A 24,955-nucleotide genomic window follows, 5' to 3' on the forward strand; every position below is an offset into this window, starting at 1 on the left:
GTCGCCACAGCCCGCGATGCCGTTGACAGGGCCTGCGCCGATCCCCACACCATCCGACAAACAACAAGAGAAGGAGTGGGGAGATGAACGCGCTCGATTTCACGGGACGCTCGGTGCTGGTGATTGGCGGATCGAGCGGCATCGGCAACGGCATCGCGCAGGCGTTTCGCGCGCAGGGCGCGCGCGTCGACGTCAGCGGCACGCGGGCGAGCGCCGCCGATTATGCCGAAGGTGAGGGCTCCGATCTCGCAGGGGTGAACTACTATCAGCTCGATGTGAGCGATCCCGGCGCGATCGAGAGCTTCGCGCCGCGGCTCGATCGGCTCGATGTGCTGGTGCTGGCGCAGGGCGCGGTATTGTACCGGCGCGGCGAATTCGCCATGGAGGGCTTTCGCAAGGTGGTCGAGGTCAACCTCATCAGCCTGATGGCCTGTGCGACGAAATTTCACGACCTGCTGCGCGATGCCGGAGGCGCGCTCATCATCGTCTCGTCGACCGCCGCCTATCATTCGACCATGGGCAATCCGGCCTACAACGCCTCGAAGACCGGCGCGATGGGATTGACGCGAACCCTGGCGGAGGCGTGGGCGGAAGATGGCATTCGCGTCAACGGGATCGCGCCCGGGCTCGTCGACACCAAGATGACCAAGGTGACGACCGCCAATCCGAAGCGCCTCGAGGGCGCGCTGCAGCGCATTCCGCTGCGGCGGCTGGGGACGCCGCAGGACATGGCCGGTGCGGCGCTGTTCCTGGCCTCGCCGCTGTCGTCCTACATCATCGGCCAGACCCTCGTCGTCGACGGCGGCCTGATTTTGTAGTCATCCGGAACCTGCGCCGTGCTGGCCGGTTAGCAGGCCAGCAATCCCGCACAATGCAGAGAAGGAGAGCGGCAATGGATCAGGATCGGCTGACCGGTACGGCCAAGGATGTCGCAGGCAAGATCGAAGGCGGCGTCGGCGAGATGTTGGGCGACAAGAGCACGCAGGCGTCGGGGCGTGCACGCGAGGCCTCGGGCGTCGTGCAGAACATGTATGGCCAGGCCAAGGACGCGGCGCGCGAGGCTGGCGATGCGGCGATGGATTTCGCCAAGGATACGTTCGGCAACGGCTCCGAGACGCTGCGTGACGGCACGCAGGCGCTGACCAAGCGGGTTCAGGACAATCCGATGGGCGCGCTGCTGGTCGCCGGCGGCATCGGCTTCCTGCTGGCGATGCTGATGCGCTCGCCGAGCCGGCCGCAGCCGCCGCAGCGCTGGCGCTACTGAGCCCGCCAAGACCCGCTGACGATCAGATGACAATCGGCCCGCATTCGCTCTCGAATGCGGGCCGGTTTGTCATTGGCGCCTTGGTCCGGAATGATCCGCGTCGATCGCCCTCAGCGCCGAAATGTGGTCGCGATCAGCGGCCCTGGGTCTCCAGCGATGCTGCCGAGCGGCCGACCAATCCTGGCGGCCGCGGCGGCGCGTTCGGATTGCGCGCGGCGGGCGGCCGCGCCGGCTGCTGTTGCTGCTGAGGCGCGCCGAAGCCGAAAAACTCACGAACGCCCTGATTCGGCTGCGGCGTTTGGGCTGGCGGCTGCTGGGTGGGCGCCCCCGGCGTGGTCAGCCGCCTTTGCCGCGGCGGCGACACCGGCCCAGGTGCTGCCGGCGTCGCTTCCGCCGGCGAAGTCGCGGCCATCGGCGCTTCGGGCCGGGTCGGCTCCTTCGGCGGCTCCTTGGCCTGCTCGCGGCCGACCTCGCGGCGAGGCCAGACGAAATCGTCGGCGCGGCCGGCCGGCGGGCTCAGCGCCTCGCCCTTGACCAGGGTTCGGGCCGCCAGCGCGTCGACCGCCGCAGGTCGGGAGCCGGGGCCGCCCAGCAACTGATCGGTGCCGACGGATGACGCCACCAGCGGCAGGATCGGGCCGGCGACCGGCCGCGGCGCCGGCTGGCCCGGTACGGCATTGGCGTCCGGCGTGGCCGGCTCATTCGGCAGCTCAAGCGGCGCGGAACGCGCCGCGAGCAGCCGGTTGATCTCACGCTCGGCATAATGGGCGAGCTTGCGCGCGCCCGGCTTGGTGAAATAGACGCCGTCATAGGAGCGCAGCTGGCGGATCTGGCCCTCGAAGTCCGGGCCCTTCTGCAGGAAGCGGCCGGCCTCGTCGACGAAGCCGTCCCAGACATCGACATAGGTGATGCCGGCCTTGCCGGCGGCATCGCGATACAGCGAGTCGAGGAACAGCGTGTCCGCCGTCCCCTTGGGACCGCGAACCGCGGGCAGGCCGACCCAGAGCACGGGCACGCCCTTGCTCTTGGCGATCGCGATCATCTCGTCGATCTTCTTCGTATACAGCTCGACCCAGCGCTCGTCCCGGAACTCGTAGAGGCCGCCCGGCGAGCGGGCGGCCTTCTCCGGTGCCGCGACCGCGGGCGTGTCGTTGTCGGCCTCGTCCTGCGGCAGATCGGTATCGGCAGCCTTGTCGTCGGGCTTGGCCGCCGTGTCGGCCTTGCCATCCGGCTTGGCTTCGCCCGGCTTGGCCTCACCGGGCTTTGTCTCACCAGGCTTTGTCTCACCAGGCTTGGCCTTGGCATCCTTCTTGGCCTTGTCGCCCTTCTTGTCGTCGGTCTTCTCGATCGCGGGCTCGCGCAGCGAGATGCGGTCGTTGAGGCCGAGCATGATGACGATGGCGTCGGCGCGTTCGGTCGCCAGGATGCCCTTGGCGGCGGCGGCCCAGTCGGCCGGCTCGCCCCTGGGCTGGTACTTGATGAGGCCCGACGTGGTCCTGATCCTGCGGGTGACGCCCATGTCGGGCTGCTCGGCATAGGCCTCTTCCAGGCCATAGGCGAGCCAGTCGGCCATGGCGTCGCCGAGCACCAGCACGTAGCGGTCCGGCGCGCCGTCACGCTTCTCCGGCGGCGGCGCCTTGGAATAGTCCTGGATCACCCTCTTCGGCTGTTGCTGCGGGAACGGAGCGAAGAATTCGCCGCCGAACCAACCTCCGCCACCTCCACCGCCGCGCGGTGCCGGGCGGGGCGAAGCGAACGGGTTGAAGTTGAAGAACTGGGCCGAGGCGGGACCGGCGATGCCGACGAGCATGGCGATGACGACCGCCAGCACGACCAGCGGGCCGGGCTCGTTCAACAGCTTGAGGATGGACTTCAGCTTTGACATGCGCACCCGTCGCGCGGCGTGATCGTGACGATTCATATAATAGGACGCGAATCAGGCCGCAAACGGGCATTCACCGGATGGTGTTGACGGCGCCGGTAATCGCCCCAGAAGGTTACCGGCAGGGCAGATTGGGCTGCGATCAGCGCGTCCGCAGCCGTTCGAGCACATCCGAGGTGGCAAATCCGTCCGCCGGCGCCCCGATCGAGGCCTGGAAGTTCCGCAGCGCCTCGCGCGTCTGGCCACCGAACTGGCCGTCCGGCGTTCCGCGGTAAAATCCGCGCTCGGCGAGCAATTGCTGCAGCTCGAGCCGCTCGCCGCGCGACAGCGTTCGCTCCTCGCGCGGCCAGGCCTGAACGAACGGCGGTGCGCCACGGAGACGGTCGGCGAAGTGTCCGATCGCCAGCGCATAGGCTTCCGCAGGGTTGTATTTCATGATGACGCGGAAGTTCTGCAGCATCAGGAAGCCGGGGCCCTGGGCGCCGGCCGGCGCCAGCAGATAGGCCTTTTCGGCGCCAGTCGGAAACGGCTGACCGTTGGCCCGCCGCAGGCCGAGCTGTTCCCACTGGGCGAAGCTCATGCTCTTGGCGCGGTCGGCGAGCATGTAGTTGAAGCCCTGGGGCACCACGACCTCGTAGCCCCAGCTCTGGCCGCTCTGCCAGCCGTCCTTCTTCAGATTGTTGGCGGTCGAGGCGATCAGGTCGGCCGGATTGTCGACGACGTCGCGGCGGCCGTCACCATCGGCATCGACGGCGAAGCGCTTGAACGCGGTCGGCATGAACTGGGTCGGGCCGAAGGCGCCTGCCCAGGAGCCGCGCAACTGCTCGGGGCGCAAATCGCCGCGATTGAGGATTTCCAGGGCGGAGAGGAACTCATCCTTGAAATAGGCCTGGCGGCGGCCGATGCAGGCGAGCGTCGCGGTCGACTGCAGCACGCTGCGGTCGCCGATCTGGGTCGAGTAGTTGGACTCGATGCCCCAGATCGAAGCGACGATGTAGCGGTCGACGCCATAGGTACGCTCGGCCGCATCGAACTGCGGCTTGTACTTCGCCAGAACCTCGCGGCCCTTCGCCAGCCGGTTGTCGTTCACCAGGATGTCGAGATAGTCCCAGATCGATTTGGTGAATTCGGGCTGCGCGTCGAGCAGGTCCATGATGCGCAGGTCCGGCGACAGGCCGGCGGTAAAGCGCTGGAAATTGTCCTGCGTGATGTTGCGCCGTGCGGCATCTGGCCACATGCCGGCGACGCAATTGTCGAAATTGCCGGCGGCTTCGCGGATCGCCGCCGCCGTCATCAGCGGATGGCCGGAGGCGCCGTCCTGGCCGCTCCACGGCTGCGGCCCGCCGGCGGCAGGGGGCTGGTTGGGGGCGGGGTCGCCCTTCGTCAGGGTGCCCGTGAACAGGCCGTCGAGAAAGTTCAGCGGCCCGCCTGAGGATTGCGCGACGGCGGAACCAGACACCACCGTCAACGCCGTGACCAGAACCGCCGCGCCAGCACCGGCCTTCAGAGCTGTCAGCATCACGTTCCGTCGCATCATGTCTCGATCCAGATCGCATGGAAGATCGGCCTCCACGAGGCCCGGTCCTGCTTAACGGGAGATTAACAAGGTTAACGATTTCCGCAGCGAAATTTAGCCGTTCGGTCCGTGTCGAGCGGAACACTGGACCAACATCCGCCTTTGTTCTCGGCTGCAAACGAGCTACCTAAAATGCGATCGATTTCGCATTCATATCGCCACAAGGTCTAGTCATCCCCATGAAGATCCGCAAAGCCGTTTTTCCGGTCGCCGGTCTCGGCACCCGCGTCCTGCCCGCCACCAAGGCGATGCCGAAGGAAATGCTGACGATCGTCGACAAGCCGCTCATCCAATACGTCTTCGACGAAGCCAAGGAGGCGGGCATCGAGCATTTCGTGTTCGTGACCGGGCGAAACAAGACCGCGATCGAGGATCATTTCGACCGCATGTACGAGCTCGACGCGACGCTCGCGGCGCGCGGCAAGAAGACCGAGATGGAAATCCTCGCGCGCGACCAGCCGGAGGCCGGCGCGGTCAGCTTCACCCGCCAGCAGGCGCCGCTCGGGCTCGGCCATGCCGTGTGGTGCGCGCGCGACATCGTCGGTGACGAGCCGTTCGCGGTGGTGCTGCCCGACGAGCTGGTGCTGAACGCGCCGGGGTGCCTGGCGCAGATGATTGCTGCCGCCAGCAAGCTGCCGGAAAAGAGCAACGTGCTCGCCGTGCAGGAGGTGCCAGCCGACCAGACCCATCAATACGGCATCTGCGGCGTCGGCAAGCGCGACGGCAAGATGTTCGAGGTCGACGGCATGGTCGAGAAGCCGGCCAAGGGCACCGCGCCGTCGAACTTCTCGATCACCGGGCGCTACATCCTGCAGCCGGAGATCTTCCAGATCCTCGCGACGCAGGAGCGCGGCGCCGGCGGCGAGATCCAGCTCACCGACGCGATGATCGGCCTGTCGAAGACGCAGAAATTCTACGGCGTGGACTTCGACGGCGAGCGGCATGATTGCGGCTCGAAGTCCGGCTTCCTGAGGGCCAACATCGCCTTCGCCATGGCGCGAGCCGACCTGCGCGATGGCCTGCGCGCGGACATGAAGCGCTATCTCGAAGGCAGGGGCTGAGGCCAAGCCGGCGCGAAATGCCGCGCCTTCGAGGCGGTTGGCGGCATCACGCCGCCAGCGAGGCCGCGGGTGACGGATGACGCACCGCTGCGCTGGCGCAGCGGTTACGGCCCGCGGCCTTGGCCATGTACAGGGCGCGGTCGGCGGCATTGAGCAGGCCGGTCCAGTCCGTGTCGCGCGACGGCGTGACGCTGGCGGCGCCGATGCTGATCGAGGTGGTGCACGCTTCTCCCGCCCACAGCTTGACCTTGCTGCGGATCGTCTCCGCGACGCGCAGCGCATCCGCTTCCGAGGTCCCCGGCAGCAGCACCGCGAACTCCTCGCCGCCATAACGCGCGGCGCAGTCGCCGGCGCGCCGCACCGAATCGGAGATGCACACGGCGATGCCGACCAGCACCTGATCGCCGGCCTGGTGCCCATGGGTGTCGTTGTAGCTCTTGAAGTGATCGGCATCGATCATCAGCAGCCCCAGCGGCGCGCCGGTGCGCTGCGCCCGCCGCCATTCGAGTTCGATGGTCTCGTCGAACTTGCGCCGATTCTTCAGGCCCGTCAGCGGATCCGTGGTCGCGAGCTGCTCCAGTCTGGATTCGACCTTCGCCCGGAGCTGGATCTCGCGCGCGGCGACCTGCGTCGCGGCCAGGACGAACACGATCAGCGCCAGCATCATCGCCCCGATCTCTGCAGCCTCGTTGCGCCAGTATGCATAGACGCTGTCCCACGACTTGCTGGCGATCACGACCAGCGGCTCATTGGCGTTGCGCCAGACCAGCAGCCGCGGCAGATCGTCCAGCGCGCCATAGCTGCTCGACCAGCCGGCCGGCTCGGTGAGCGCGCGGGTCACGGCCGGCGCCCGCGCCAGGTTGCGCCCGATCGCGCCGGAATCGAACGGCGCGCTGACGATGACGGTGCCGTCGCGCCGGAGCACGGTGATGTTGTCGCCCGCCCCGAGCGTGAGCCTTGCGAACAGGTCGCGGAAATAGCCGAGGCGGATCGAGCCGGCGACGACGCCGGCGAAGCGTCCGTCCGGCGTCGAGATGCGGCGGCTGAGAACGATGGAATATTGGCCATGATGCTGAGCGGGCCGCCCGACATAGAGCCCGGTGTCGGGCCGGTCGCGATGCACCTGGAAGAAATCGGCGTCGCTGCGGTCCTCCGGCAGCGGGTCGAGCGTCGACGACTCGAGCGACAGCCGCCCGCGGGCATCAAAGACTTGGATGGTGCCGAAATTCTTCGCGGTGGACGAACGGTCGAACAGGATCAATTGGCGGACGTGCTTGCTGACCTCGTTGATTTCGGGCAGCAACATGTTGCTGGCCACCGCCCGCAGCGAGAGATCGTAGAGCTCGACGGTGCGGCTGATGTCGGCGCCGATGCTGGCGGCCATGTTCTCCAGCGCCTGCCGGGCGCGGACTTCCTCGCTCCGGCGCAGGTCGATCATGACGCTGGCGCAGATGGCGGAGAAACCGATGATGGTCGAGATGGAGCAGGTGATCAGCGTGCGCGCCGAGAGCCGCCAAGGCTGCGTCGCCCGGCCCGTTCGGCGTGTCCAGCGCATCGGATCGTCCCGTCCCCCGTGGAGTCCCGTCCGTAGACTGACGGATAAAGCCGAAGTAACGCATGTTAGGTTAACGAGTCGTTGCGTTCGCCGCGCCTGTCGTCAAGGCGGCCGCACACGCGCTGGTACGATGGAGTCGAGACTTGCCGGACTATGATGCGCTTCGAGACTATCTCAAGCGGCAGACCCGCCCCGAGCTGGTGCTCAGCCTCGACGAGATCGAGGAGCTGATCGGCGACGGCCTGCCGCGCGCCGCGCAGCGCGCCTCGTGGTGGGACAGCCTGCGAAGTCCGCAGGAGAAGATGCCGCAGCGCGAGGCCTGCCTGGCGGCAGGCTATGTCGCGACCCGGCTGCCCGATGGCAAGGGCGTCCGCTTCCGCAAGCTGAAGCCGGAGCGCTGAGCTGCATCCGTGTCCGCGGCACTGGGGCTGTGTCCTGATTTTCCGGCGGTAGTGCTTCGCGCTCAACGTCGACGAGGCGATCGAGGTTTTGGAGAACGCCGGCTGGAAGAAGGGCGCGAGCGGCATTCGCGAGAAGGGCGGCAAGCCGCTCAAGCTCGTGGTCCAGATCTCCACCAACGTCCCGCGGCCGAAGAACCATGTCATCGTCACGTAGGCCTGCCAGAAGGCGGGCATCGAGCTCGAGCCGAAGTCGGTGGTGGCTCGGCGTTCTTCTCCAGCGACGTCGCCAATTCCGACACCTACACGCACGTCTACTGCGACATGGAGATGCTGATGATCAACGATGGCGTCGCCGGGTCCGCGCGTCAGCGGCATCCGCAAAGGTTTGTCGAGCCATTCCTCGGAATGGGACAATGACCTTTGGCAGTTGCCGAACTGGTGTCGCGAGAGCTGAGCGCACATCGAGAGCGTTCATTCCGAAGCAGAACATTCCGGTGTGTGGCGACCGTCGCGAGCGACGTAGTTCCATTTTCCGGGATGTGACTCGCAGTCAATCTTTCCGCATCTGCGAAGTGCGACAATCGATCCGTTCTTTATTGCGGAATTGGCCCGGATTCTGCTTTGACAGTCGCTTCGAAGGCTGATCCAATTTTATGCAGTTCCCGATCGATCCAGGACGGGGACGCGTTTTTGGCATTCAGCACCACCTTTGGAGTCGATGGATGAACGAGCGTGACCTCCGTAGCCAGATCGCTGATGTCAAAGCAGGACGTCTGTCACGGCGCGAATTTGTGCAGCGGATGATTGCCGTGGGGCTGACCGCGCCGATGGCTGGCGCGATGCTCTCCTACTCAGGTGCCGCGGTCGCTGCTGATGCCATCCCCTACAAGCCGACCAAGGCCGGTGGCGGCGGTCCGCTCAAGCTGCTGCTCTGGCAGGCGCCGACGCTGCTCAATCCGCATTTCGCCATCGGCACCAAGGACCAGGAGGCCAGCCGCCTGTTCTACGAACCGCTGGCCGGATGGGACAAGGAGGGCAATCTGGTGCCGATTCTCGCGGCCGAGATTCCGAGCAAGGAGAATGGCGGTCTTGCCGCCGACGGCATGTCGGTGACCTGGAAGCTGAAGAAGGGCGTCAAATGGCACGACGGCAAGCCGTTCACCGCCGACGACGTCATCTTCAACTGGGAATACGCCAACAACCCCGAGACCTCGGCGGTCTCGATCGGCAGCTACAAGAACGTCAAGTCGATCGAGAAGATCGACGATCTGACCGTGAAGCTGGTCTTTCCGCAGCCGACGCCGTTCTGGGCCGATGCCTTCGTCGCCTCGTTCGGCTGCATCATCCCCAAGCATCACTTTGCGGATTATATCGGGGCGAAGTCGCGCGAGGCGCCGGCGAACCTGAAGCCGGTCGGTACCGGTCCCTACATGTTCGTGGACTTCAAGCCGGGCGACACCGTCGCCGGCAAGCGCTTTCCGGACTATCACGTGCCGACGCAGCCCTATTTCGACACGGTCGAGATCAAGGGCGGCGGCGACGCGGTCTCCGCTGCGCGCGCAGTGCTGCAGACCGGTGAATACGATTACGCCTACAATCTGCAGGTCGAGGACGAGATCCTGACCAAGCTCGAGGCCGGCGGCCAGGGCAAGACCGAACTGACGCTGACCGGAAACATCGAATATATCGGCCTCAACGTCACCGATCCCAATGTCGAGGTCGACGGCGAGCGCGCCAGCCTCAAGACCAAGCATCCGTTGTTCTCCGATCCGGAGGTGCGCAGGGCCATCAACCTGCTGATCGATCGCGCCTCGGTGCAGAAATTCATCTACGGCCGCGCCGGCGTCGCGACGCCGAACTTCCTCAACAATCCCGAGCGCTACCGCTCCAAGAACAACAGCTTCGAGTTCTCGATCGAGAAGGCCAACCAGATCCTCGATGCCGCCGGCTGGAAGAAGGGCGCGTCCGGCATCCGCGAGAAGGACGGCAAACCGCTCAAATTCGTGTTCCAGACCTCGATCAACGGGCCGCGTCAGAAGAACCAGGCGATCATCAAGCAGGCCTGCCAGAAGGCGGGCATCGATGTCGAGCTGAAGTCGGTGGTCGCATCCGTGTTCTTCTCCTCGGACGTCGCCAATCCCGATACTTACACGCATTTCTACTGCGACATGCAGATGTATCAGACGACGATGCCGCAGGCCGATCCGCAGTTCTTCATGAATCAGTTCACCTCCTGGGAGTGCGCCACCAAGGAGAACAAGTGGCAGGGCCGCAATGTCTGCCGCTGGCAGAACAACGACTATGACGAGACCTACAAGCTGGCCCAGAGCGAGCTCGATCCGGTCAAGCGCGCCGCGCTGTTCATCAAGCTCAACGACCTCGTCGTGCGCGACAATTACGTGCTTCCGGAGATCAACCGGCTCAACGCGATCGGCGTCAAGAACGGCATGGTGCTGTACAAGAGCGGCTGGGACAACGACCTGGCGTTCATCGCATCCTGGTACCGGGCGAGCTGACGCGCGGCCAGCATGATCAGCCAGACATCGTAGGGGTGGAGCGATGGGAAACTACCTTCTCAGGCGCCTCATCGTCGCTGTGCCGAGCCTGCTCGGCATCAGCCTCATTCTGTTCGTGCTGCTCGCGCTGGCGCCGGGCGATCCGTTCGGCGAGCTCGCGACCAATCCGAACGTGCCGCCCGAGGTGCGCGAGGCGCTGCGCATCAAGTTCGGGATGAACGATCCCGTGCTGTTGCGCTATGTCCACTGGCTGGTCGCCATGTTCCAGGGCGACTGGGGCTTCTCCTTCGCCAGCCGCGTCAACGTCGACACGCTGATCCTGCAGCGGATACCGACCACGCTCTACGTGGTGGGCACCGCGCAGATCCTGGCGCTGGCGGTGGCGCTGCCGGTGGGCGTGCTCGCGGCGCGGCGGCCGTATTCGATCTTCGACCAGATCGCCAACACCTTCGCCTTCATCGGCTTCTCGCTGCCGACCTTCTTCACCGGCCTGCTGTTGATCCTGATCTTCAGCGTCAATCTCGGCTGGCTGCCGTTCGTCTATCGCGCCGACCTGCAGGCGACCGGCTGGCAATGGTGGTGGGAGAGCATCAAGCAGGCGATCATGCCGATCACGGTGCTCGGCCTGTATCAGGCCGCGTCCTATACCCGCTATGTGCGATCCGCGGTGCTCGACGTCATCAAGCTCGATTATGTCACGACGGCGCGCGCCAAGGGCCTCGACGAGCGCAAGGTCATCGTCAAGCACGTGGTGCGCAATGCGCTGATTCCGGTGGTGACCCTGGTGGCGCTGCAGATGCCGACGGTGTTCGGCGGCGCCATCGTCACCGAGCAGATCTTCCGCATTCCCGGCATCGGCTCGCTGCTGATCAGCGCCATCCTCGCCAACGACACGCCTGTGATCATGGCGGTGACCTTCGTGTTCGCCTGCCTCGTCGTCCTCTTCAACCTCATCGCAGACATTCTGTATGGCTGGCTTGACCCACGCATCTCCTTCCGTTGAGACGGTGCCGGTCGTCGCATCGCCCAAACGGCGTTTCTCGCCGGGCCGCGACGCGCTCCGCCGCTTCCTCCGTCACCGCCTCGCGGCGGCCAGCATCGTCGTGCTGCTGCTGCTCGCGCTCTCGATCCTGCTCGGCCCGTGGCTGTGGCGGATTCCGATCAACGAGATCGACTTCACGGCACGCCTCGCGCCGCCGTCCTGGGAGCACCCGTTCGGCACGGACGATCTCGGCCAGGATCTGCTGGCGCGCATGATCTATGGCGGCCGCATCTCGCTTGCGGTCGGCTTTGCCGCGATGGGCGTGGCGCTGTTCGTCGGCATTCTCGTCGGTGCGATCGCCGGCTCGGCCAAGGGACCGGTGGATGCCGCGCTGATGTGGCTGACCGATCTGTTTCTGTCGCTGCCGCAACTGCCGCTGCTGCTCCTGATCATCTATTTGTTCCGCGATTTCCTCAAGGGCTGGCTCGGCCCGGAAGGCGGCGTGTTCGTGCTCATCGTGCTCGTGATCGGCGGCTTCCGCTGGATGCATGTGGCGCGTCTGGTCCGCGCCCAGTTCCTGTCGCTGCGCGAGAAGGAATTCGTCGAGGCGGCGCGCGCGCTCGGCGCCTCCAACACCCGTCTCGTCGTCCGCCACATCCTGCCGAACGCGCTGGGGCCGGTGATCGTCGCCGGCACCATCGACGTCGCGGCCGCGATCATCGCGGAATCGACGTTGTCGTTCCTCGGTCTCGGCTTCCCTCCGGACATTCCGACCTGGGGCCGGCTGCTGTTCGACGCCAAGGACTATCTCGACATCGCGCCGCATTGGGCGCTGTTCGCCGGCGGCGCGATCTTCCTCACGGTCATCGCGATCAACTTCATCGGCGATGGCCTGCGCGATGCGCTCGATCCGCGGAAGGTGATGTGATGGACGCGCGCGTAGCTCCGCTGCTCGAGATCAAGGGGCTGAAGACCTATTTCAACACCGACGAGGGCGAGGTCCAGGCCGTCGACGGCGTCGACATCTCGATCGGCAGCGGCGAGACCCTGTGCGTGGTCGGCGAGTCCGGCTCCGGCAAGACCGTCACCGCGATGTCGGTGCTGAAGCTGATCGCGATGCCGCCCGGCCGCATCGCCGGGGGCCAGATCCTGTGGCAGGGCCGTGACCTGGTGCCGCTCGGCTCGTCCGAGATGAACAAGATCCGCGCCAGCGAGATCGCGATCGTGTTCCAGGAGCCGATGACCTCGCTCAACCCGGTCTACACCGTCGGCGATCAGATCGCCGAGGTGATCCGGCTGCATCAGGGCCTGTCCAACAAGGCGGCGATGGATCGGGCGGCCGAGATGCTGGCGCTGGTGCAGATCCCCAATCCGAAAGCCCGCGTGCACGACTATCCGCACCATTTCTCCGGCGGCATGCGCCAGCGCGTGATGATCGCGATGGCGCTGTCATGCAATCCCAAGCTCCTGATCGCCGACGAGCCGACGACGGCGCTCGACGTCACGATCCAGGCGCAGATCCTCGATCTGCTGCTCGACATGAAGGAGCGGCTCGGCATGTCGATCATGCTGATCACCCACGCGATGGGCGTCGTGGCCGAGGTCGCGCAGCGTGTCGTGGTGATGTATGCCGGCCGGGTCGCGGAGGAGGCGCCGGTCGAGCGGCTGTTTGCCAATCCGCGCCATCCCTATACGCAGGGCCTGATCCGCTCGATCCCGCGGATCGATCTCGACGCGGTCAGGAAGAGCCGGCTGGAAAGCATCCCCGGCAGCGTGCCGAAGCTGGTCAATCCGCCGGAGGGCTGCCGCTTCGCCTCTCGCTGCCGCTTCGCCATTCCCGATTGCAGGACCGCGCAGCCTCTGCTGCGCGAGATCGAGCCCGGCCACAAGGTGGCGTGCATCCGCGCCGAAGAGGCGTTGCTGTGATGACCGAAGCTGCCATTGCCACCCCCGTCGTACCCGCGCCGCTGCTCAGCGTACGCAACCTGACCAAGGCGTTCCCGATCCGGGGCGGGCTCTTGAAGCGCCAGATCGGCAGCGTGCGGGCCGTGGACGGCGTCAACTTCGACATCGAGCCGAGCGAGACCTTCGGCCTCGTCGGCGAGTCCGGCTGCGGCAAGTCGACCACCGGGCGCTGCGTCCTCCGGCTGATCGAGCCGAGCTCGGGCGAACTGAATTTCGAGGGCAAGGACGTCATCGCGCTGTCCGGCGAAAGCCTGCGCGCGCTTCGCCGCGACATCCAGATCATCTTCCAGGACCCCTATGCCTCGCTCAACCCGCGCATGACCATCGGCGCCATCATCGGCGAGGCGCTGACCATCCATGGGCTGGCGACCTCACGCCAGCAATACGAGGCGCGCATCGTTCATCTCCTGGAGACCGTCGGCCTGCAGGCCGACCACATGACGCGCTATCCGCACGAGTTCTCGGGCGGCCAGCGCCAGCGCATCGGCATCGCGCGGGCGATCGCGGTCGAGCCCAAGCTGATCATCTGCGACGAGCCGGTGTCGGCGCTCGATGTGTCGATCCAGGCCCAGGTCATCAACCTGCTCGAGGATCTGCAGCAGAAGTTCGGCATCGCCTATCTGTTCGTCGCCCACGACCTCTCGGTCGTCGAGCACATCAGCCGCCGCGTCGCGGTGATGTATCTTGGCCGCATCGTCGAGACCGCGCCGTCACGCCAGCTCTATTCGACGCCGAAACATCCCTACACCGAGGCGCTGCTGTCGGCGGTGCCGATCCCGGATCCGAGTGTCAAGCGCAAGCGCGTGCGGCTCAAGGGCGAGGTGCCGAGCCCGATCAATCCACCATCGGGCTGTCACTTTCATACCCGCTGCCCGATCGCCAAGGACGTCTGCAGCAAGGAAGTGCCGCCATTGAAGGCAAGCGCCGAGGGGCATCTCGTCGCCTGCCATTTCCGTTGAGGCGGAGATCGGCGCGTTACGCCGCCTGACGGTCCGAGACCAGCGCCGTCAGCCGCGCCGATTGCTCCGGGGTCAGTGCGAACTGGACCAACGCGGTGCGGTCGCCGACGCGGGTCACGGTCCCCGGCAGATCGGACACCATGCCGGTGATGGCAAGCGTCACCGACGTGTTCATCGTCAGACGAACCGGAACGGCTTCGAGCAGGGCGCCGCCGAGCGAGAGGTTGCGCACGGTGACAGGGATCGCTTCGCCGTTCACCTGCAGCGTGCCCGGGCGGTTGATGTTGAGCCGCGTCGACAGCCGGCGATCGACGTCGGCAGTCGACGTCCGGATCACCCGCACCAGTTCGGTGCGCAGCCGCTGCACCTTGTCGGCGACAACAGTCGAGCCGTCGCGGATGTCGGTCGAGCGCCGGCCGGCCTCGCTGGCTTCGCGAGAGACCTCGGCGATCTGGCTGGCGACCTCGCGCGCGGCGGCGGACGTCTCCTCGACCGTGCGCGAAATCTCGATGGTCACGCTGTTCTGCGCCTGGATCGCATCGGCAATGCCGGAGGATACGGCTTCGACGTTGCGGATGACTTCGCCGATCGCCCCGATCGAGGTGACCGAGGCGCGGGTCGAGTCCTGAATCTCGGCAATCTGCTGCGCGATCTCGCTGGTCGCCTTGGCGGTCTGCTCGGCGAGCGATTTCACCTCGGAGGCGACGACCGCAAAGCCGCGGCCTGCATCGCCGGCCCGGGCGGCCTCGATGGTGGCGTTCAGCGCCAGCAGGTTGGTCTGGCCGGCAATCTCGCTGATCAGGCTGGTCACGGCGCCGACCTTGTCGGCGGCTTCCGACAGCTTCGCGATGGTGGCCTGGGCGTCGGACGAGGCGGCGACGGCCTTGCGCGTGAGCTCGCGCGACGAGCTGACCTGGCTGGAGATCTGCGAGATCGAGGCGGCGAGCTGGGCCGACGCCTTGGCGACCGTCTGGGTGGTGGCGAGGGCCTGCTCGGCCGCCGCCGCAACGCTGCTCGAGTTGCGCTCCAGCGTCAGCGCACTGTCGGTCATCGACTTGGCATTGTCGGCCATGTGGCCGGTTCCCTGCGCGACCTCGCCGACCGCGCTGCTGGCGGCCTGCTCGACGGCTTCGGCCATCTCCTGCAGCGCCTTGGTCTTGATGCGCTCTGCGACCTGGCGCTGCTCGTCTTCGAGCATCGCGGTCTGCCGCGCCTTCTCCTCGGTCTTCTGCCTGAACTGCTCGATCGAGCGCGCCATGTCGCCGAGCTCGTCGCTGCGGTTCTGGCCCGGCAGCTTGATGTCGAAGTTTCCATTGCCGAGCTCGGTCAGCGCGCCGCTCATCGCGGCCAGCGCCGACGACATCCGCCGTGCGATGATCAGCGTGATCGACCCGATGATCAGCATCACCAGCATGGCGGCAATGAACACGCTGCGCTTGCTCTCCCACATCTGGGCTTCGAGATCATCGACATAGACACCGGTGCCGATGATCCAGCCCCAGGGCTCGAAGCCGGCGACATAGGACATCTTCGGCTGTGGCGCATCCTTGCCGGGCTTCGGCCACATGTAGTCGACGACGCCGGCGCCCTGGCGCTTGACGACATCGACCATTTCGACGAACAGCCGCTTTCCGGTCGGGTCCTTGTTGTCAGCGAGGTTCTGACCATTCAGCTCCGGCTTGATCGGATGCATGACCATCTTCGGACCCATGTCGTTGATCCAGAAGTAGTCGCCGCTGCCGTAGCGCAGCTTGCCGATCCGCTCGGCCGCCTTCTTCTGCGCGACCTCGGGCGCCACCTTGTCGCGCGCGATCGCGTCATATTCCTCGCGGGCGATGCTGACTGCCGTCTGCGCCAGATGGCTCAGCTCGCTCTGCCGCTGATCCTTGAGAGCGGTCTCGAGGTTTTGGCTCTGCGTTGCGGCGAGCCCGACCAGTCCACAGAACGACAGGCCGATGATCGCGTAGATGCGGAAAGCGAGAGAGAAACGCGGCTGAGCCATGGGGCGGTCCGGGCAAATGAGGGAGCTAGATGCGAGTGATTTTAAGGATTCGCAGTTGATGCCCGGTTAAGTGTGGATGGTAACTAATTGCCGCACTCGTGAGGCGTTCCCGTAGTAGTACGGACGCCATCTTGTGAGTGAGTTGAGTAGTTGCGTAGTTCTGGGTCAGGACATATCGGGCCTGATCAGCTCGGTCGCGTTTTCATCCTTCAGTCGTGCGACCAGATCGGCGCGGCGGGTGAGCACCGCGCGCTGGTTGATATAGCCCTTGTCAGTGATCTCGCCGGCATCGAGCAAGGGCGGCTCCGCCATCAACAGCGCACGGGTCGCATAGCGGGAAGAGCCGACCGCCTCGGTGCGAAGCCTGGCCAATCCTCGCGCGATGGCGGTGCGCACCGATGGATGCGCCAGAACGTCGCCGGCCGGGACGGTCTCGGTCATCCCGGCAGCGCCGCGGCACGCTGCGATGTTGGGCACGATGAGAAAGTGCACCTCGTCGGTGCCGTGGCCGGCGATCACGATATCCTGCGCCAACGGCGCCAGCGCCGCGATGCCGGCGACGCGCAGCGCGCCCACGTTCACCCATGTCCCGGAGCTGAGCTTGAAATCCTCGGTGATGCGGCCGTCGAAGAACAGGCCGCGCTCCGGATGCTCGGGATCTGCAAGCTTCACGGCGTCGCCGATCTTGTAGAAGCCCTCCTCGTCGAAAGCCGCGGCCGTGAGTTCGGGCGCCTTCCAATAGCCCGGCATCACGTTCGGCCCGCGCACGCGGACCTCGAGCTTCTCGCCGGTCGGCACCAGCTTGAGCTCTGTGCCGGGGATGGGCACGCCGATGTTGCCGGCGCGCTCGGCGAAGAAGTGGCAGTCGGTCGCGAGCGGCGATGTCTCGGTGGCGCCCCACGCCGACACCAGCGGTGCAGGGCGGCCGATCGTGGCCCGGCTCATCTCGTTGAGCGCATCCCACAGATTTTGCGGCAAGGCCGCGGCCGCATAGAGGATGCACCTGACGCCGGAGAAAAATCTGCGGCGCAGATCGTCGTCGGACCTGAGTGCCGCGACCAGCATGTCGAAGCCGCGCGGCACGTTGAAATAGATCGTCGGCACCAGGCTGCGCAGATTGGCGAGCGACGTCTCGAACAGGCCCGGCGCAGGCTTGCCGCCGTCGATGTAGATCGACCCGCCGTGGCTCAGCACCAGGTTGAAATTGTGGTTGGCGCCGAAGGTGTGGCTCCATGGCAGCCAGTCGACGATGACGGGGCCGCCCTCGACCTCGCGCAGGAACGTCCACAACTGCGCCTTGGCCTGCTGGCTCATGGTCAGCATCCGGTGCGTGTTGATCACCGCTTTCGGCTGCCCGGTCGAGCCGGAGGTGAACAGCAGCTTGGCCACCGTGTCCGGCGTGACCGCGGCGAAGGCGCGGTCGACCTCCGGCCCGGGCTTTGTCGCGAGCAGGGCCTGCAGCGACAGCGCGCTCGTTGCATCGCCGTCGCCGGCGATGACCGTCGCCCGATGCAGGCCGTCGACAGCGGCGAGCGCGCGCGCGAACGGCTCGCGCTGCGCGACGAAGATGGCGCCCGGATCGAGCAGACGGATCATCGCGCGCAGCTTCTCGTGATCCGTCGACATCAGCGAATAGGCCGGCGAGATCGCGCAGACGGGGATGCCGACATGCTGCGCTGCGAGCGCCAGCACGGCATGGGCGATGCTGTTGTCGGAGAGGATCGCCAGCGGACGCTCGGGACCGAGGCCCTGCGCGAGCATCCAGGCCGCGGCGGCGCGGACCTGCATCAATGTTTCGCCGTAGGTGAGCCAGGTCCAGTTGTCGCCACGACGTTCGGCCAGGAACGTGCGATCCGGGAAATGGCGGCCCCAATGCTCCAGCCATTCGCCGGTGCAGCGCGCGGCCGGCTGCAGCGGCATGCGCGAGCGCAGGATGATCGCGCCGTCGTCGCGCCTGACAGCCTCGATCGACGGCTTGGCGAACATCGCAGGCTCGGAGGCGCGGCGTTCTGCATCAGCCATGGCGTGTCTCCGGGCTGCGGGAGGTGATCGCTGAAGCTGCAGTGCGGGAGGAACACGCAGCGCGGCGGGCGCCGCGATCGGGTGCAATGCGCTGCCGCATTGCGGTTGCAGTGCAGGCAACCGTCGCCATCGATGACGGCATGCGTTTCCCTCCCATGTTGTATTCGTTGACCGCGAGACTAACAGAATGGTTGTACTTTGCAATTATTGTGGATGTGACCGATTGGAGCGGCTTGCCCCTGCGACGGCATCGGTCTAGGCAGGGATGCCTCATGTCAGCGAGCCAGCATGCCGAAGAGCGCGAGCACCGGAGCGCAGCGAGACGCAACCAGCCAGGATTCCGGGATCGGTCTCGGTGAGCTCGAGAACCATCTCGGCTATTTCGTCCGCCGCCTCCAGCACTGGATTTTCCGCGACGTCAACGCCGCGCTCGCGACGATCGACCTCGACGTCATCCTCTATTCGATCCTGGAGACGATCGCGGCCAATCCCGGCGCCGCGCAGATCGCGATCGCCGGCGCGCTGGGCATCGAGCGCGCGCGCATGGTCGCGCTGCTCGACGACCTGCAGCAGGCCGGCCTGATCGTGCGCGAGCGCTCCGAGCACGACCGCAGGGCCCATGCGCTCGGCCTGACGCCGCGTGGCCGCCTGATGCTCAAGAAGGCCAATGCACTGGTCGCCGCGCACGAGAAGCGGGTGGCACGCCGGCTCGGGGGCGACAATTATCGCCGCGCGCTCACGGCGCTGTCGCAGTTCGAGACGGACTAGGCTCGTCGCGAACGGGCCATGTCGCGAGCCTTCTGCCCCGCAAGCACGCATCGGTCATCACTCACACGGCACCCTTTACGCGGTACCGCAGTAAATCTACCTCAAACGAAGCAAAATGAAAGATGCATCCTGAGGCTGTTGCCGTCCTGGATGCATTGCAGCCTCAGCTCGCCGCTTCCAGCCGCTCTTCCGTGAGAAGCCGCATCGCGGCGTCGGCGTCCATCGGCTCGCCGAAGGCGTAGCCCTGGGCGTATTCGCAGCCGAGCTGATAGAGCTCGACGGCATCGGAGTCGGTCTCCGCGCCTTCCGCCACCACGTCCATGCCGAGGTCGTGCGCCAGCGCGATGATCGATTTGAGGATGACGGGACGGGTGCCGCGCGCGGTGGTGCGCACGAACGACTGGTCGATCTTCAAGGTGTCGAACGGGAAGCGCTGCAGATAGGCCAGCGAGGAATGGCCGGTGCCGAAATCGTCGATCGACAGGCCGACGCCGAGCTCGCGGATGCGCGCCAGCATCTGCGCGGCGTGCTCGGGGTTTTCCATCACTAGCGATTCCGTCAGCTCGATCTTGAGCGAGCCGCGCGCCACCGAAGAGCGCGCCAGCACCGAGCGGATGTCGTGGATCAGGTCGTGGCGCAGGAGCTGGCGGGAGGAGACGTTGACGCTGGCGAAGATCGGCTCGCGCAGCCGTGTCGCGCGCTGCCACACCGAGAGCTGCCGCGCCGTCTGGTCGAGCACGAAGGTGCCGAGATCGACGATCAGGCCGATCTCTTCCGCGATGGTGATGAACTCGATCGGCGACATCCGGCCGAGCTTCGGATGGTCCCAGCGTGCCAACGCCTCGAAGCCGGCGATCGAGCGATCCTCCAGCCGCACGATCGGCTGGTAAAGGATGGTGATCTCCTGGCGCTCGATCGAGCGGCGCAGCTCGCTCTCCAGGGTCAGGCGGTCGTTCTTGCGCGCGCGCATCGCCGGCTTGTAGACGTCGATGCGGTCGCCGCCGATGCGCTTGGAATGATACATCGCAAGCTCGGCATCCTTGATGATGTCCTCCGACAGTTGCGTCTGCGGATCGGACAAAGCGAGCCCGATCGAGGCGGTCAGGAAGATCTCGCGCTCGTTGAAGGCGATCGGCGCGCGGATGGTCTTGCGGATGGTCTCGGCGAAAGCGGTGATGCGGGCGGGGTCCTGCTCGGACAGCAGGATCAGGCCGAACTGATCGCCGGCCAGCCGCGCCAGCGTGTCCTGGGGTTTGAGGATGCGCGACAGCCGCCGCGCCAGGGTCAGCAGGATGGAATCGCCGACCGCGATGCCGACGGAGTCGTTGACCTGCTTGAAGCGGTCGAGATCGATCACCATCAGGGTCGGCCGCATGGCCGGCATCGACTTGGCGAAATTGGCGACGGCGGCAAGACGGTCGATGAACAGCTTGCGGTTGGGCAGGCCGGTCAGATTGTCGTGCACGCTGTCGTGGAGCAGGCGCTCCTCGGCATTCTTGAACTCGGTCACGTCCGTCAAGGTGCCGACCACGCGCGAGACCTCGCCGTCGGAGCCGACCACGGGGCGCGCCTTCAGCGCGAACCACATGAAATGGCCGTCGGGCGTGCGCAGCCGGAAGTCCTGCACCAGGCGGCCGCGGCGCTGGTCGAGGACACTGTCGAGCGCGGCGCGGAAGCGGTCCTGATCGAGCGGATGCAGCACCTCGAGCCATTTCGCGGCCGGGCCTTCGAGCGTGCCGCGCTTGAGGCCGAGCAGGCTCTCGGTCTCCGGGCTGGTGAACACCTTGTCGGCGGAGACGTCCCAGTCCCAGATCAGGTCGCCGGAGCCGGCGAGCGCCAGCGCGCGGCGCTCGACGTCGGAGACGATGCCGGTGGTGGCGCCGCCGCCGGCGAAGGCGTGCTGCATCACGGTGAAGCCGATCAGCATCACGATCAGCACGAGGCCGCCGAGCAGCGCCGGGCCGACGATGTCGTTGGTGACCTGGCCCGCAACCGTCATGCCGGCGGCGGCGACCCACACCGTGAGCAGGAACCAGGTCGGGATCAGCAGCACCGCGCGGTCGAAGCCGTGGCTGGAGAGATAGACGATCAGCGCAAAGCCCAGCACGGCGATCAAGAGCAACGACATGCGCGCGATGCCCGAGGCCACCGCCGGGTCGAACAGCGCCACCGCGACCAGCGAGCCCAGGAAGAACAGCCAGCCCAGCGTGATGTGCGAGTAGCGAACGTGCCAGCGCGACAAATTGAGATAGGCGAACAGGAACACCAGCAGGGTCGCGGCGAGGATCGCCTCGCCCGCCGCGCGCCAGACGCGCTCGGCATTGTTCGACATGTCCAGGACCTTGCCCCAGAAGCCGAAATCGACGCCGATATAGACCAGCACCGCCCAGGCCAGCGCCGCGGCCGCCGGAAACATGATACTGCCCTTGACCACGAACAGGATCGTGAGAACGAGGGCGAGAAGACCGGAGATGCCGATCACGATGCCCTGGTACAGCGTGAACGAGTTGACCTTGTCCTTGTAGGCCTCGGGCTCCCACAGATAGAGCTGCGGCAGCTTGTCCGTGCGCAGCTCGGCCACGAAGGTAACGACCGAGCCCGGATCGAGGGTGACGCGGAAGACGTCGGCGGTCGGGCTCTCCTGCCGCTCCGGCAGGTCGCCGACCGAGGGCGTGATGGTGGCGATGCGCGACAGGCCGAGATCGGGCCACAACACGCCGGAGCCGACCACGCGGTAGTGCGGTGCCACGATCAGGCGGTCGAGCTGGTCGTCGGTGTTGTTGGCCAGTGCGAACACGATCCAGTTCTGGCCGCCCTCGCGGGCCCGCACCTCGATGCGGCGGACGATGCCGTCGGTGCCGGGCGCGGTCGAGACCTGGATGCGGTCGTTCTCGCTGCGCTGATGATCGAGGATGCCCGTGAGGTCGATCGCAGGCGCATCGCTGCGAACGCTGACCGCGTCAACGGCCTGAGCGGGGGCAGCGGCACCACACATCACGAGGCCCAGCGCCGCCAACGACGCGAGGCACCTGATCAGACGCAATGTCAAATCTCCGCGTTCGACACCAATCCAAAGCGAAACAAGCCAAATCGAAAGAGGTCGTCGCCGGGCTAATTGGAGCCGTTCCAGGCACGGTTCAGCTGTGCGCGATCATTGGCACGAAAGCGAGGAGAATCAAAGAGTTTCCAAACACGCTGTGTTTAGACTGCGCCTAGATTTCCAACACAATTTTGCCAATATGTTGGCTCGTCTCCATGCGTGCATGCGCTTTGGCTGCATCTGCGAGGGGAAAGGTCGAGTCCATCAATGGCTTGATGCGGCCCTCGCGCAGGAACGGCATCACCTTGGCCTCGATCGCCGCCACCATCGCCGCCTTGTCGGCGTTGCTGCGCGGGCGCAGCGTGGATCCGGTATGGGTCAGGCGCTTCACCATCAGCTTGACGAAATTGACTGACGCCTTGGGGCTGGCGAGGAAGGCGATCTGGACGATGCGGCCATCGGTGGCCGCGGCGTCGTAGTTGCGCTCGATGTAGTCGCCGCCGACCATGTCGAGGATGACGTTGGCGCCCTTGCCGCTGGTCGCTTCCTTGACCACGGCGACGAAGTCCTCCGTCTTGTAGTTGATGGCGCGGTCGGCGCCGAGCTTCACGCAGGCGTCGGCCTTGTCCTGCGAGCCGACGGTGACCAGCACCTTGGCGCCGAATGCCTTGCCGAGCTGGATCGCCATGGTGCCGATGCCGGAGGAGCCGCCATGCACCAGCAGGGTCTCGCCCGCCTTCAGGCCGCCGCGCTCGAACACGTTGTGCCAGACCGTCATCAGGGTCTCGGGCAGGGCGCCGGCTTCCAGGAGGGACAGCGCCGGCGGCACCGCCATCGCCTGCGCGTCTTGTGCGATGCAATATTGCGCATAGCCGCCGCCGGCGACCAGGGACATCACGGTGTCGCCGAGCTTGTGCCGGACGGCGCCCTCGCCGAGCGCCACGACCTCCCCGGCCACTTCCAGCCCCGGCAGGTCGCTGGCGCCGGGCGGCGGCGGATAGCTGCCGGAGCGCTGGGCGACATCGGGACGGTTAACGCCGGCGGCCTTCACCTTGATCAGGATCTCGCCGGGGCCGGGCTTGGGCACGGGCCGGGTTTCCGGCTTGAGCACCTCGGGTCCGCCCGGCTGGCTGATGGCGACCACGGTCATTTGCGCGGGCAGCTGTTCCATGAGAAATCCTTCGGCGAGGGCTGAAAGCGGGTGCTGCCGCGTGCTTAAGCCAGCCGGGGCATGGCTGGCAACCGGGAGGAGGGTGAGATGGCGAACGAGGACGACGATCGGCCGCGCAAGGCCGTTTCGCACGAGATCGGACAGGATCTGTCGATGCTGTCGGTCGAGGAGCTGACCAGCCGGGTGGCGCTGCTCCGGGCCGAGATCGAGCGCATCGAGCAGGCGGTGGCGAAAAAGCGCGCCTCGCGTGATGCCGCCGCCAGCATCTTCAAGTCGTGAACCTCGCGGCCGTAGAAACGCGGTCGGCCAGTGGCCGACATGGCTAACGAAGATTGAAAAATTTTCGCCATTTACGGTTGATTAAGCTTTCGCGTTTACAACCGGAACCGTCCTCGTTTGGACACCGAGTGGCTCCTGTCCACTCTGTTTGACGCCTCCCTGTTATCAACTTCAAAGCCGCCGGAAACGGCGGCTCTTTTTTTGCGCCCGCGCCGAGCCGGGCGAACCGGGCGGTCGCCCGTGGCGCGCTCCCCCATGCGCAGGCGGCGATCGTGGAACGAACGTCGTGCCGGCTCATTGCGCCCGTGCCGGTCTTCGGTCGCCAGCAGGTCAGGCGCGAAAATCCTGTGCGCCGCGGCAGGCGTGACGATCCTCGTTCGACGACTGCAAACTATTGCCGTGATCATGGTTGCTAGTTGAGCTGATCGTGCGACTCGGCCGCGATCGGCCGTGTTGCAGTCGCAAATGGTACGAGGGCACGGCATGGCCCACGCCGTGGAAACCATAAAAGGCGTTGCTGCTGGACTCTCGAAACCGGCCGCGCAATGATTTGTTCATCATACCGGCGACGTTGCCGGGTTGCGTAAACAGTCGCGTTTAAGAGGCGTTAACCATGTCGGACCGTTTGCTGGGCGATGGCGCTCTGGTTCAGTTCAACGAGCGGCTCACCAATTCTGCTGCATTCGGCGCGCTGTTCCGGGAAGGCATGGATCTGGTCGAGGAGACCGCCGCCTATCTCGATGGCGACGGCCGCAACGAGGCCAAGGCGCTCGACCGCGCCGTCAGCCTGACCTACGCGACCGAGAGCATGCGTCTCACCACCCGCCTGATGCAACTGGCGTCCTGGCTGCTCCTGCACCGCGCGGTGAAGGAGGGCGAGATGACCCTGAGCCAGGCCAACCGCGAGAAGACCAAGGTCAAGCTCACCGCCGCAGATCCCGGGCCGGATGATCTGCTGGAGAAGCTGCCGCAGCAGCTGCAGAGCCTGATCTCGCGCTCGATGAGCCTGCAGGTGCGGGTCCGCCGGCTCGACTCGACCATTCATTCCCCGCCGCCGGACCAGAGCGCGATCGGCAATCCGCTGGTGCCGCATCTCAACCGGCTGAAGGCCGCGTTCGAGCAGTAGGCGCCGGCATCGGGCGGCCCCGCCGGGCCGCTCCCCAGCCGAAGGTCTCGTTGCGACCAGCTCAGAAACAAAAACGCCCCCGTTTCCGGGGGCGTTTTGCTGTGAGCTCTCGATCAGGCGCAGGCCAGGAAGGCCGGTGCCGAGGGCAAGAAGGCATCAATCCTTCTTGAGGAAGCCCTGGAACTTCTTCTGGAAGCGCGAGACACGGCCGCCGCGATCCATGATCTGCTGGGTGCCACCGGTCCAGGCCGGGTGCGACTTGGGGTCGATGTCGAGGTTGAGCTTGTCGCCCTCTTTGCCCCAGGTCGAGCGGGTCTGGTACTCGGTGCCATCGGTCATCACGACCGTAATCGTATGATAATTCGGGTGAATGTCGGCTTTCATGG

At 66.0% G+C, this 24,955-nt stretch carries 21 protein-coding genes; 13 read left to right on the plus strand and 8 right to left on the minus strand.

Annotation, left to right across the window (positions count from 1 at the left end; translation table 11 throughout):
* Positions 1–83 precede the first annotated feature (83 nt).
* Together QX094_RS16650 and QX094_RS16655 are read left to right on the plus strand one after the other, a co-directional pair.
* On the plus strand, positions 84–818 hold the full coding sequence (locus QX094_RS16650) for an SDR family oxidoreductase (protein WP_316188043.1): 735 nt from the start codon (positions 84–86) through the stop codon (positions 816–818).
* 74 nt (positions 819–892) lie between these two features.
* Positions 893–1,264 carry a CsbD family protein gene (locus QX094_RS16655; protein WP_315713875.1) on the plus strand — a complete coding sequence of 124 codons (372 nt, stop codon included), beginning with the start codon at positions 893–895 and terminating at the stop codon, positions 1,262–1,264.
* Positions 1,265–1,397: 133 nt separating this feature from the next.
* On the opposite strand, the gene QX094_RS16660 is transcribed toward QX094_RS16655, so the two are convergent.
* Together QX094_RS16660 and QX094_RS16665 are read right to left on the minus strand one after the other, a co-directional pair.
* Positions 1,398–3,149, minus strand: coding sequence for a DUF459 domain-containing protein (locus QX094_RS16660; RefSeq protein ID WP_316188044.1), 1,752 nt, complete (start codon positions 3,147–3,149; stop codon positions 1,398–1,400).
* Between the two features lie 139 nt (positions 3,150–3,288).
* Positions 3,289–4,683: a lytic murein transglycosylase gene (locus QX094_RS16665; protein WP_315713877.1), complete on the minus strand. Its 1,395-nt coding sequence runs from the start codon at positions 4,681–4,683 to the stop codon at positions 3,289–3,291.
* 218 nt (positions 4,684–4,901) lie between these two features.
* Here QX094_RS16665 and galU point away from each other — a divergent pair, with 218 nt between their 5' ends.
* Positions 4,902–5,783 carry a UTP--glucose-1-phosphate uridylyltransferase GalU gene (galU, locus tag QX094_RS16670; protein ID WP_316188045.1) on the plus strand — a complete coding sequence of 294 codons (882 nt, stop codon included), beginning with the start codon at positions 4,902–4,904 and terminating at the stop codon, positions 5,781–5,783.
* Between the two features lie 46 nt (positions 5,784–5,829).
* Here galU and QX094_RS16675 read toward each other — a convergent pair whose 3' ends face one another.
* Entirely contained in the window at positions 5,830–7,338 is a 1,509-nt protein-coding gene (locus QX094_RS16675; protein ID WP_316188046.1) for a sensor domain-containing diguanylate cyclase, read from the minus strand.
* Positions 7,339–7,481: 143 nt separating this feature from the next.
* Here QX094_RS16675 and QX094_RS16680 point away from each other — a divergent pair, with 143 nt between their 5' ends.
* The 7 genes from QX094_RS16680 to QX094_RS16710 all read left to right on the plus strand — a co-directional run bounded on the left by QX094_RS16680 (position 7,482) and on the right by QX094_RS16710 (position 14,161).
* Positions 7,482–7,739, plus strand: coding sequence for a hypothetical protein (locus tag QX094_RS16680; RefSeq protein WP_315713880.1), 258 nt, complete (start codon positions 7,482–7,484; stop codon positions 7,737–7,739).
* A gap of 88 nt (positions 7,740–7,827) precedes the next feature.
* Entirely contained in the window at positions 7,828–7,953 is a 126-nt protein-coding gene (locus QX094_RS34570; protein ID WP_410051199.1) for a hypothetical protein, read from the plus strand.
* Between the two features lie 508 nt (positions 7,954–8,461).
* Complete coding sequence (locus QX094_RS16690; RefSeq protein WP_316169484.1) at positions 8,462–10,255, plus strand: peptide ABC transporter substrate-binding protein; 1,794 nt, start codon at positions 8,462–8,464, stop codon at positions 10,253–10,255.
* A 43-nt stretch (positions 10,256–10,298) separates the two neighbouring features.
* A complete protein-coding gene (locus tag QX094_RS16695; RefSeq protein WP_316188047.1) occupies positions 10,299–11,258 on the plus strand; it encodes an ABC transporter permease in 960 nt (319 codons plus the stop codon).
* On the plus strand, positions 11,224–12,165 hold the full coding sequence (locus QX094_RS16700; RefSeq protein ID WP_315826014.1) for an ABC transporter permease: 942 nt from the start codon (positions 11,224–11,226) through the stop codon (positions 12,163–12,165). Before QX094_RS16695 ends, QX094_RS16700 begins: the two co-directional genes overlap by 35 nt.
* Complete coding sequence (locus tag QX094_RS16705; protein ID WP_315713885.1) at positions 12,165–13,163, plus strand: ABC transporter ATP-binding protein; 999 nt, start codon at positions 12,165–12,167, stop codon at positions 13,161–13,163. The genes QX094_RS16700 and QX094_RS16705 overlap by 1 nt, the downstream gene beginning before the upstream one ends.
* The gene (locus QX094_RS16710; protein WP_315713886.1) at positions 13,163–14,161 is read left to right on the plus strand and encodes a dipeptide ABC transporter ATP-binding protein; all 999 of its coding nucleotides are present in this window, start codon (positions 13,163–13,165) and stop codon (positions 14,159–14,161) included. Before QX094_RS16705 ends, QX094_RS16710 begins: the two co-directional genes overlap by 1 nt.
* A gap of 16 nt (positions 14,162–14,177) precedes the next feature.
* On the opposite strand, the gene QX094_RS16715 is transcribed toward QX094_RS16710, so the two are convergent.
* Positions 14,178–16,163 carry a cache domain-containing protein gene (locus QX094_RS16715; RefSeq protein WP_315713887.1) on the minus strand — a complete coding sequence of 662 codons (1,986 nt, stop codon included), beginning with the start codon at positions 16,161–16,163 and terminating at the stop codon, positions 14,178–14,180.
* A 165-nt stretch (positions 16,164–16,328) separates the two neighbouring features.
* On the minus strand, positions 16,329–18,185 hold the full coding sequence (locus tag QX094_RS16720; RefSeq protein ID WP_315713888.1) for a feruloyl-CoA synthase: 1,857 nt from the start codon (positions 18,183–18,185) through the stop codon (positions 16,329–16,331).
* A 288-nt stretch (positions 18,186–18,473) separates the two neighbouring features.
* Here QX094_RS16720 and QX094_RS16725 point away from each other — a divergent pair, with 288 nt between their 5' ends.
* The gene (locus QX094_RS16725; protein ID WP_315713889.1) at positions 18,474–18,953 is read left to right on the plus strand and encodes a MarR family winged helix-turn-helix transcriptional regulator; all 480 of its coding nucleotides are present in this window, start codon (positions 18,474–18,476) and stop codon (positions 18,951–18,953) included.
* 163 nt (positions 18,954–19,116) lie between these two features.
* Here the strand turns inward: QX094_RS16725 and QX094_RS16730 are convergent, their stop codons facing one another.
* Positions 19,117–21,996 carry an EAL domain-containing protein gene (locus tag QX094_RS16730; protein WP_315713890.1) on the minus strand — a complete coding sequence of 960 codons (2,880 nt, stop codon included), beginning with the start codon at positions 21,994–21,996 and terminating at the stop codon, positions 19,117–19,119.
* A gap of 169 nt (positions 21,997–22,165) precedes the next feature.
* The gene (locus tag QX094_RS16735; protein ID WP_315713891.1) at positions 22,166–23,164 is read right to left on the minus strand and encodes an NAD(P)H-quinone oxidoreductase; all 999 of its coding nucleotides are present in this window, start codon (positions 23,162–23,164) and stop codon (positions 22,166–22,168) included.
* Positions 23,165–23,251: 87 nt separating this feature from the next.
* Between QX094_RS16735 and QX094_RS16740 the strand changes: the two genes are divergently transcribed.
* Positions 23,252–23,443: a DUF1192 domain-containing protein gene (locus tag QX094_RS16740; protein ID WP_315713892.1), complete on the plus strand. Its 192-nt coding sequence runs from the start codon at positions 23,252–23,254 to the stop codon at positions 23,441–23,443.
* Between the two features lie 613 nt (positions 23,444–24,056).
* Entirely contained in the window at positions 24,057–24,569 is a 513-nt protein-coding gene (locus QX094_RS16745) for a DUF1465 family protein (protein WP_315713893.1), read from the plus strand.
* 156 nt (positions 24,570–24,725) lie between these two features.
* On the opposite strand, the gene rpmE is transcribed toward QX094_RS16745, so the two are convergent.
* Positions 24,726–24,953 carry a 50S ribosomal protein L31 gene (rpmE, locus tag QX094_RS16750; RefSeq protein ID WP_012046762.1) on the minus strand — a complete coding sequence of 76 codons (228 nt, stop codon included), beginning with the start codon at positions 24,951–24,953 and terminating at the stop codon, positions 24,726–24,728.
* Positions 24,954–24,955: the final 2 nt, after the last annotated feature.

It is taken from the genome of Bradyrhizobium sp. SZCCHNS1050, assembly GCF_032484785.1.
In the GTDB taxonomy this organism is placed as follows: Bacteria; Pseudomonadota; Alphaproteobacteria; order Rhizobiales; family Xanthobacteraceae; genus Bradyrhizobium.

Coding starts and splice junctions, on each gene's coding strand:
- QX094_RS16650 (WP_316188043.1), top strand. CDS start 84: ATGAACGCGCTCGATTTCACGGGACGCTCGGTGCTGGTGATTGGCGGA.
- QX094_RS16655 (WP_315713875.1), top strand. CDS start 893: ATGGATCAGGATCGGCTGACCGGTACGGCCAAGGATGTCGCAGGCAAG.
- QX094_RS16660 (WP_316188044.1), bottom strand. CDS start 3,149: ATGTCAAAGCTGAAGTCCATCCTCAAGCTGTTGAACGAGCCCGGCCCG.
- QX094_RS16665 (WP_315713877.1), bottom strand. CDS start 4,683: ATGATGCGACGGAACGTGATGCTGACAGCTCTGAAGGCCGGTGCTGGC.
- galU (WP_316188045.1), top strand. CDS start 4,902: ATGAAGATCCGCAAAGCCGTTTTTCCGGTCGCCGGTCTCGGCACCCGC.
- QX094_RS16675 (WP_316188046.1), bottom strand. CDS start 7,338: ATGCGCTGGACACGCCGAACGGGCCGGGCGACGCAGCCTTGGCGGCTC.
- QX094_RS16690 (WP_316169484.1), top strand. CDS start 8,462: ATGAACGAGCGTGACCTCCGTAGCCAGATCGCTGATGTCAAAGCAGGA.
- QX094_RS16695 (WP_316188047.1), top strand. CDS start 10,299: ATGGGAAACTACCTTCTCAGGCGCCTCATCGTCGCTGTGCCGAGCCTG.
- QX094_RS16700 (WP_315826014.1), top strand. CDS start 11,224: ATGGCTGGCTTGACCCACGCATCTCCTTCCGTTGAGACGGTGCCGGTC.
- QX094_RS16705 (WP_315713885.1), top strand. CDS start 12,165: ATGGACGCGCGCGTAGCTCCGCTGCTCGAGATCAAGGGGCTGAAGACC.
- QX094_RS16710 (WP_315713886.1), top strand. CDS start 13,163: ATGACCGAAGCTGCCATTGCCACCCCCGTCGTACCCGCGCCGCTGCTC.
- QX094_RS16715 (WP_315713887.1), bottom strand. CDS start 16,163: ATGGCTCAGCCGCGTTTCTCTCTCGCTTTCCGCATCTACGCGATCATC.
- QX094_RS16720 (WP_315713888.1), bottom strand. CDS start 18,185: ATGGCTGATGCAGAACGCCGCGCCTCCGAGCCTGCGATGTTCGCCAAG.
- QX094_RS16725 (WP_315713889.1), top strand. CDS start 18,474: ATGCCGAAGAGCGCGAGCACCGGAGCGCAGCGAGACGCAACCAGCCAG.
- QX094_RS16735 (WP_315713891.1), bottom strand. CDS start 23,164: ATGGAACAGCTGCCCGCGCAAATGACCGTGGTCGCCATCAGCCAGCCG.
- QX094_RS16740 (WP_315713892.1), top strand. CDS start 23,252: ATGGCGAACGAGGACGACGATCGGCCGCGCAAGGCCGTTTCGCACGAG.
- QX094_RS16745 (WP_315713893.1), top strand. CDS start 24,057: ATGTCGGACCGTTTGCTGGGCGATGGCGCTCTGGTTCAGTTCAACGAG.
- rpmE (WP_012046762.1), bottom strand. CDS start 24,953: ATGAAAGCCGACATTCACCCGAATTATCATACGATTACGGTCGTGATG.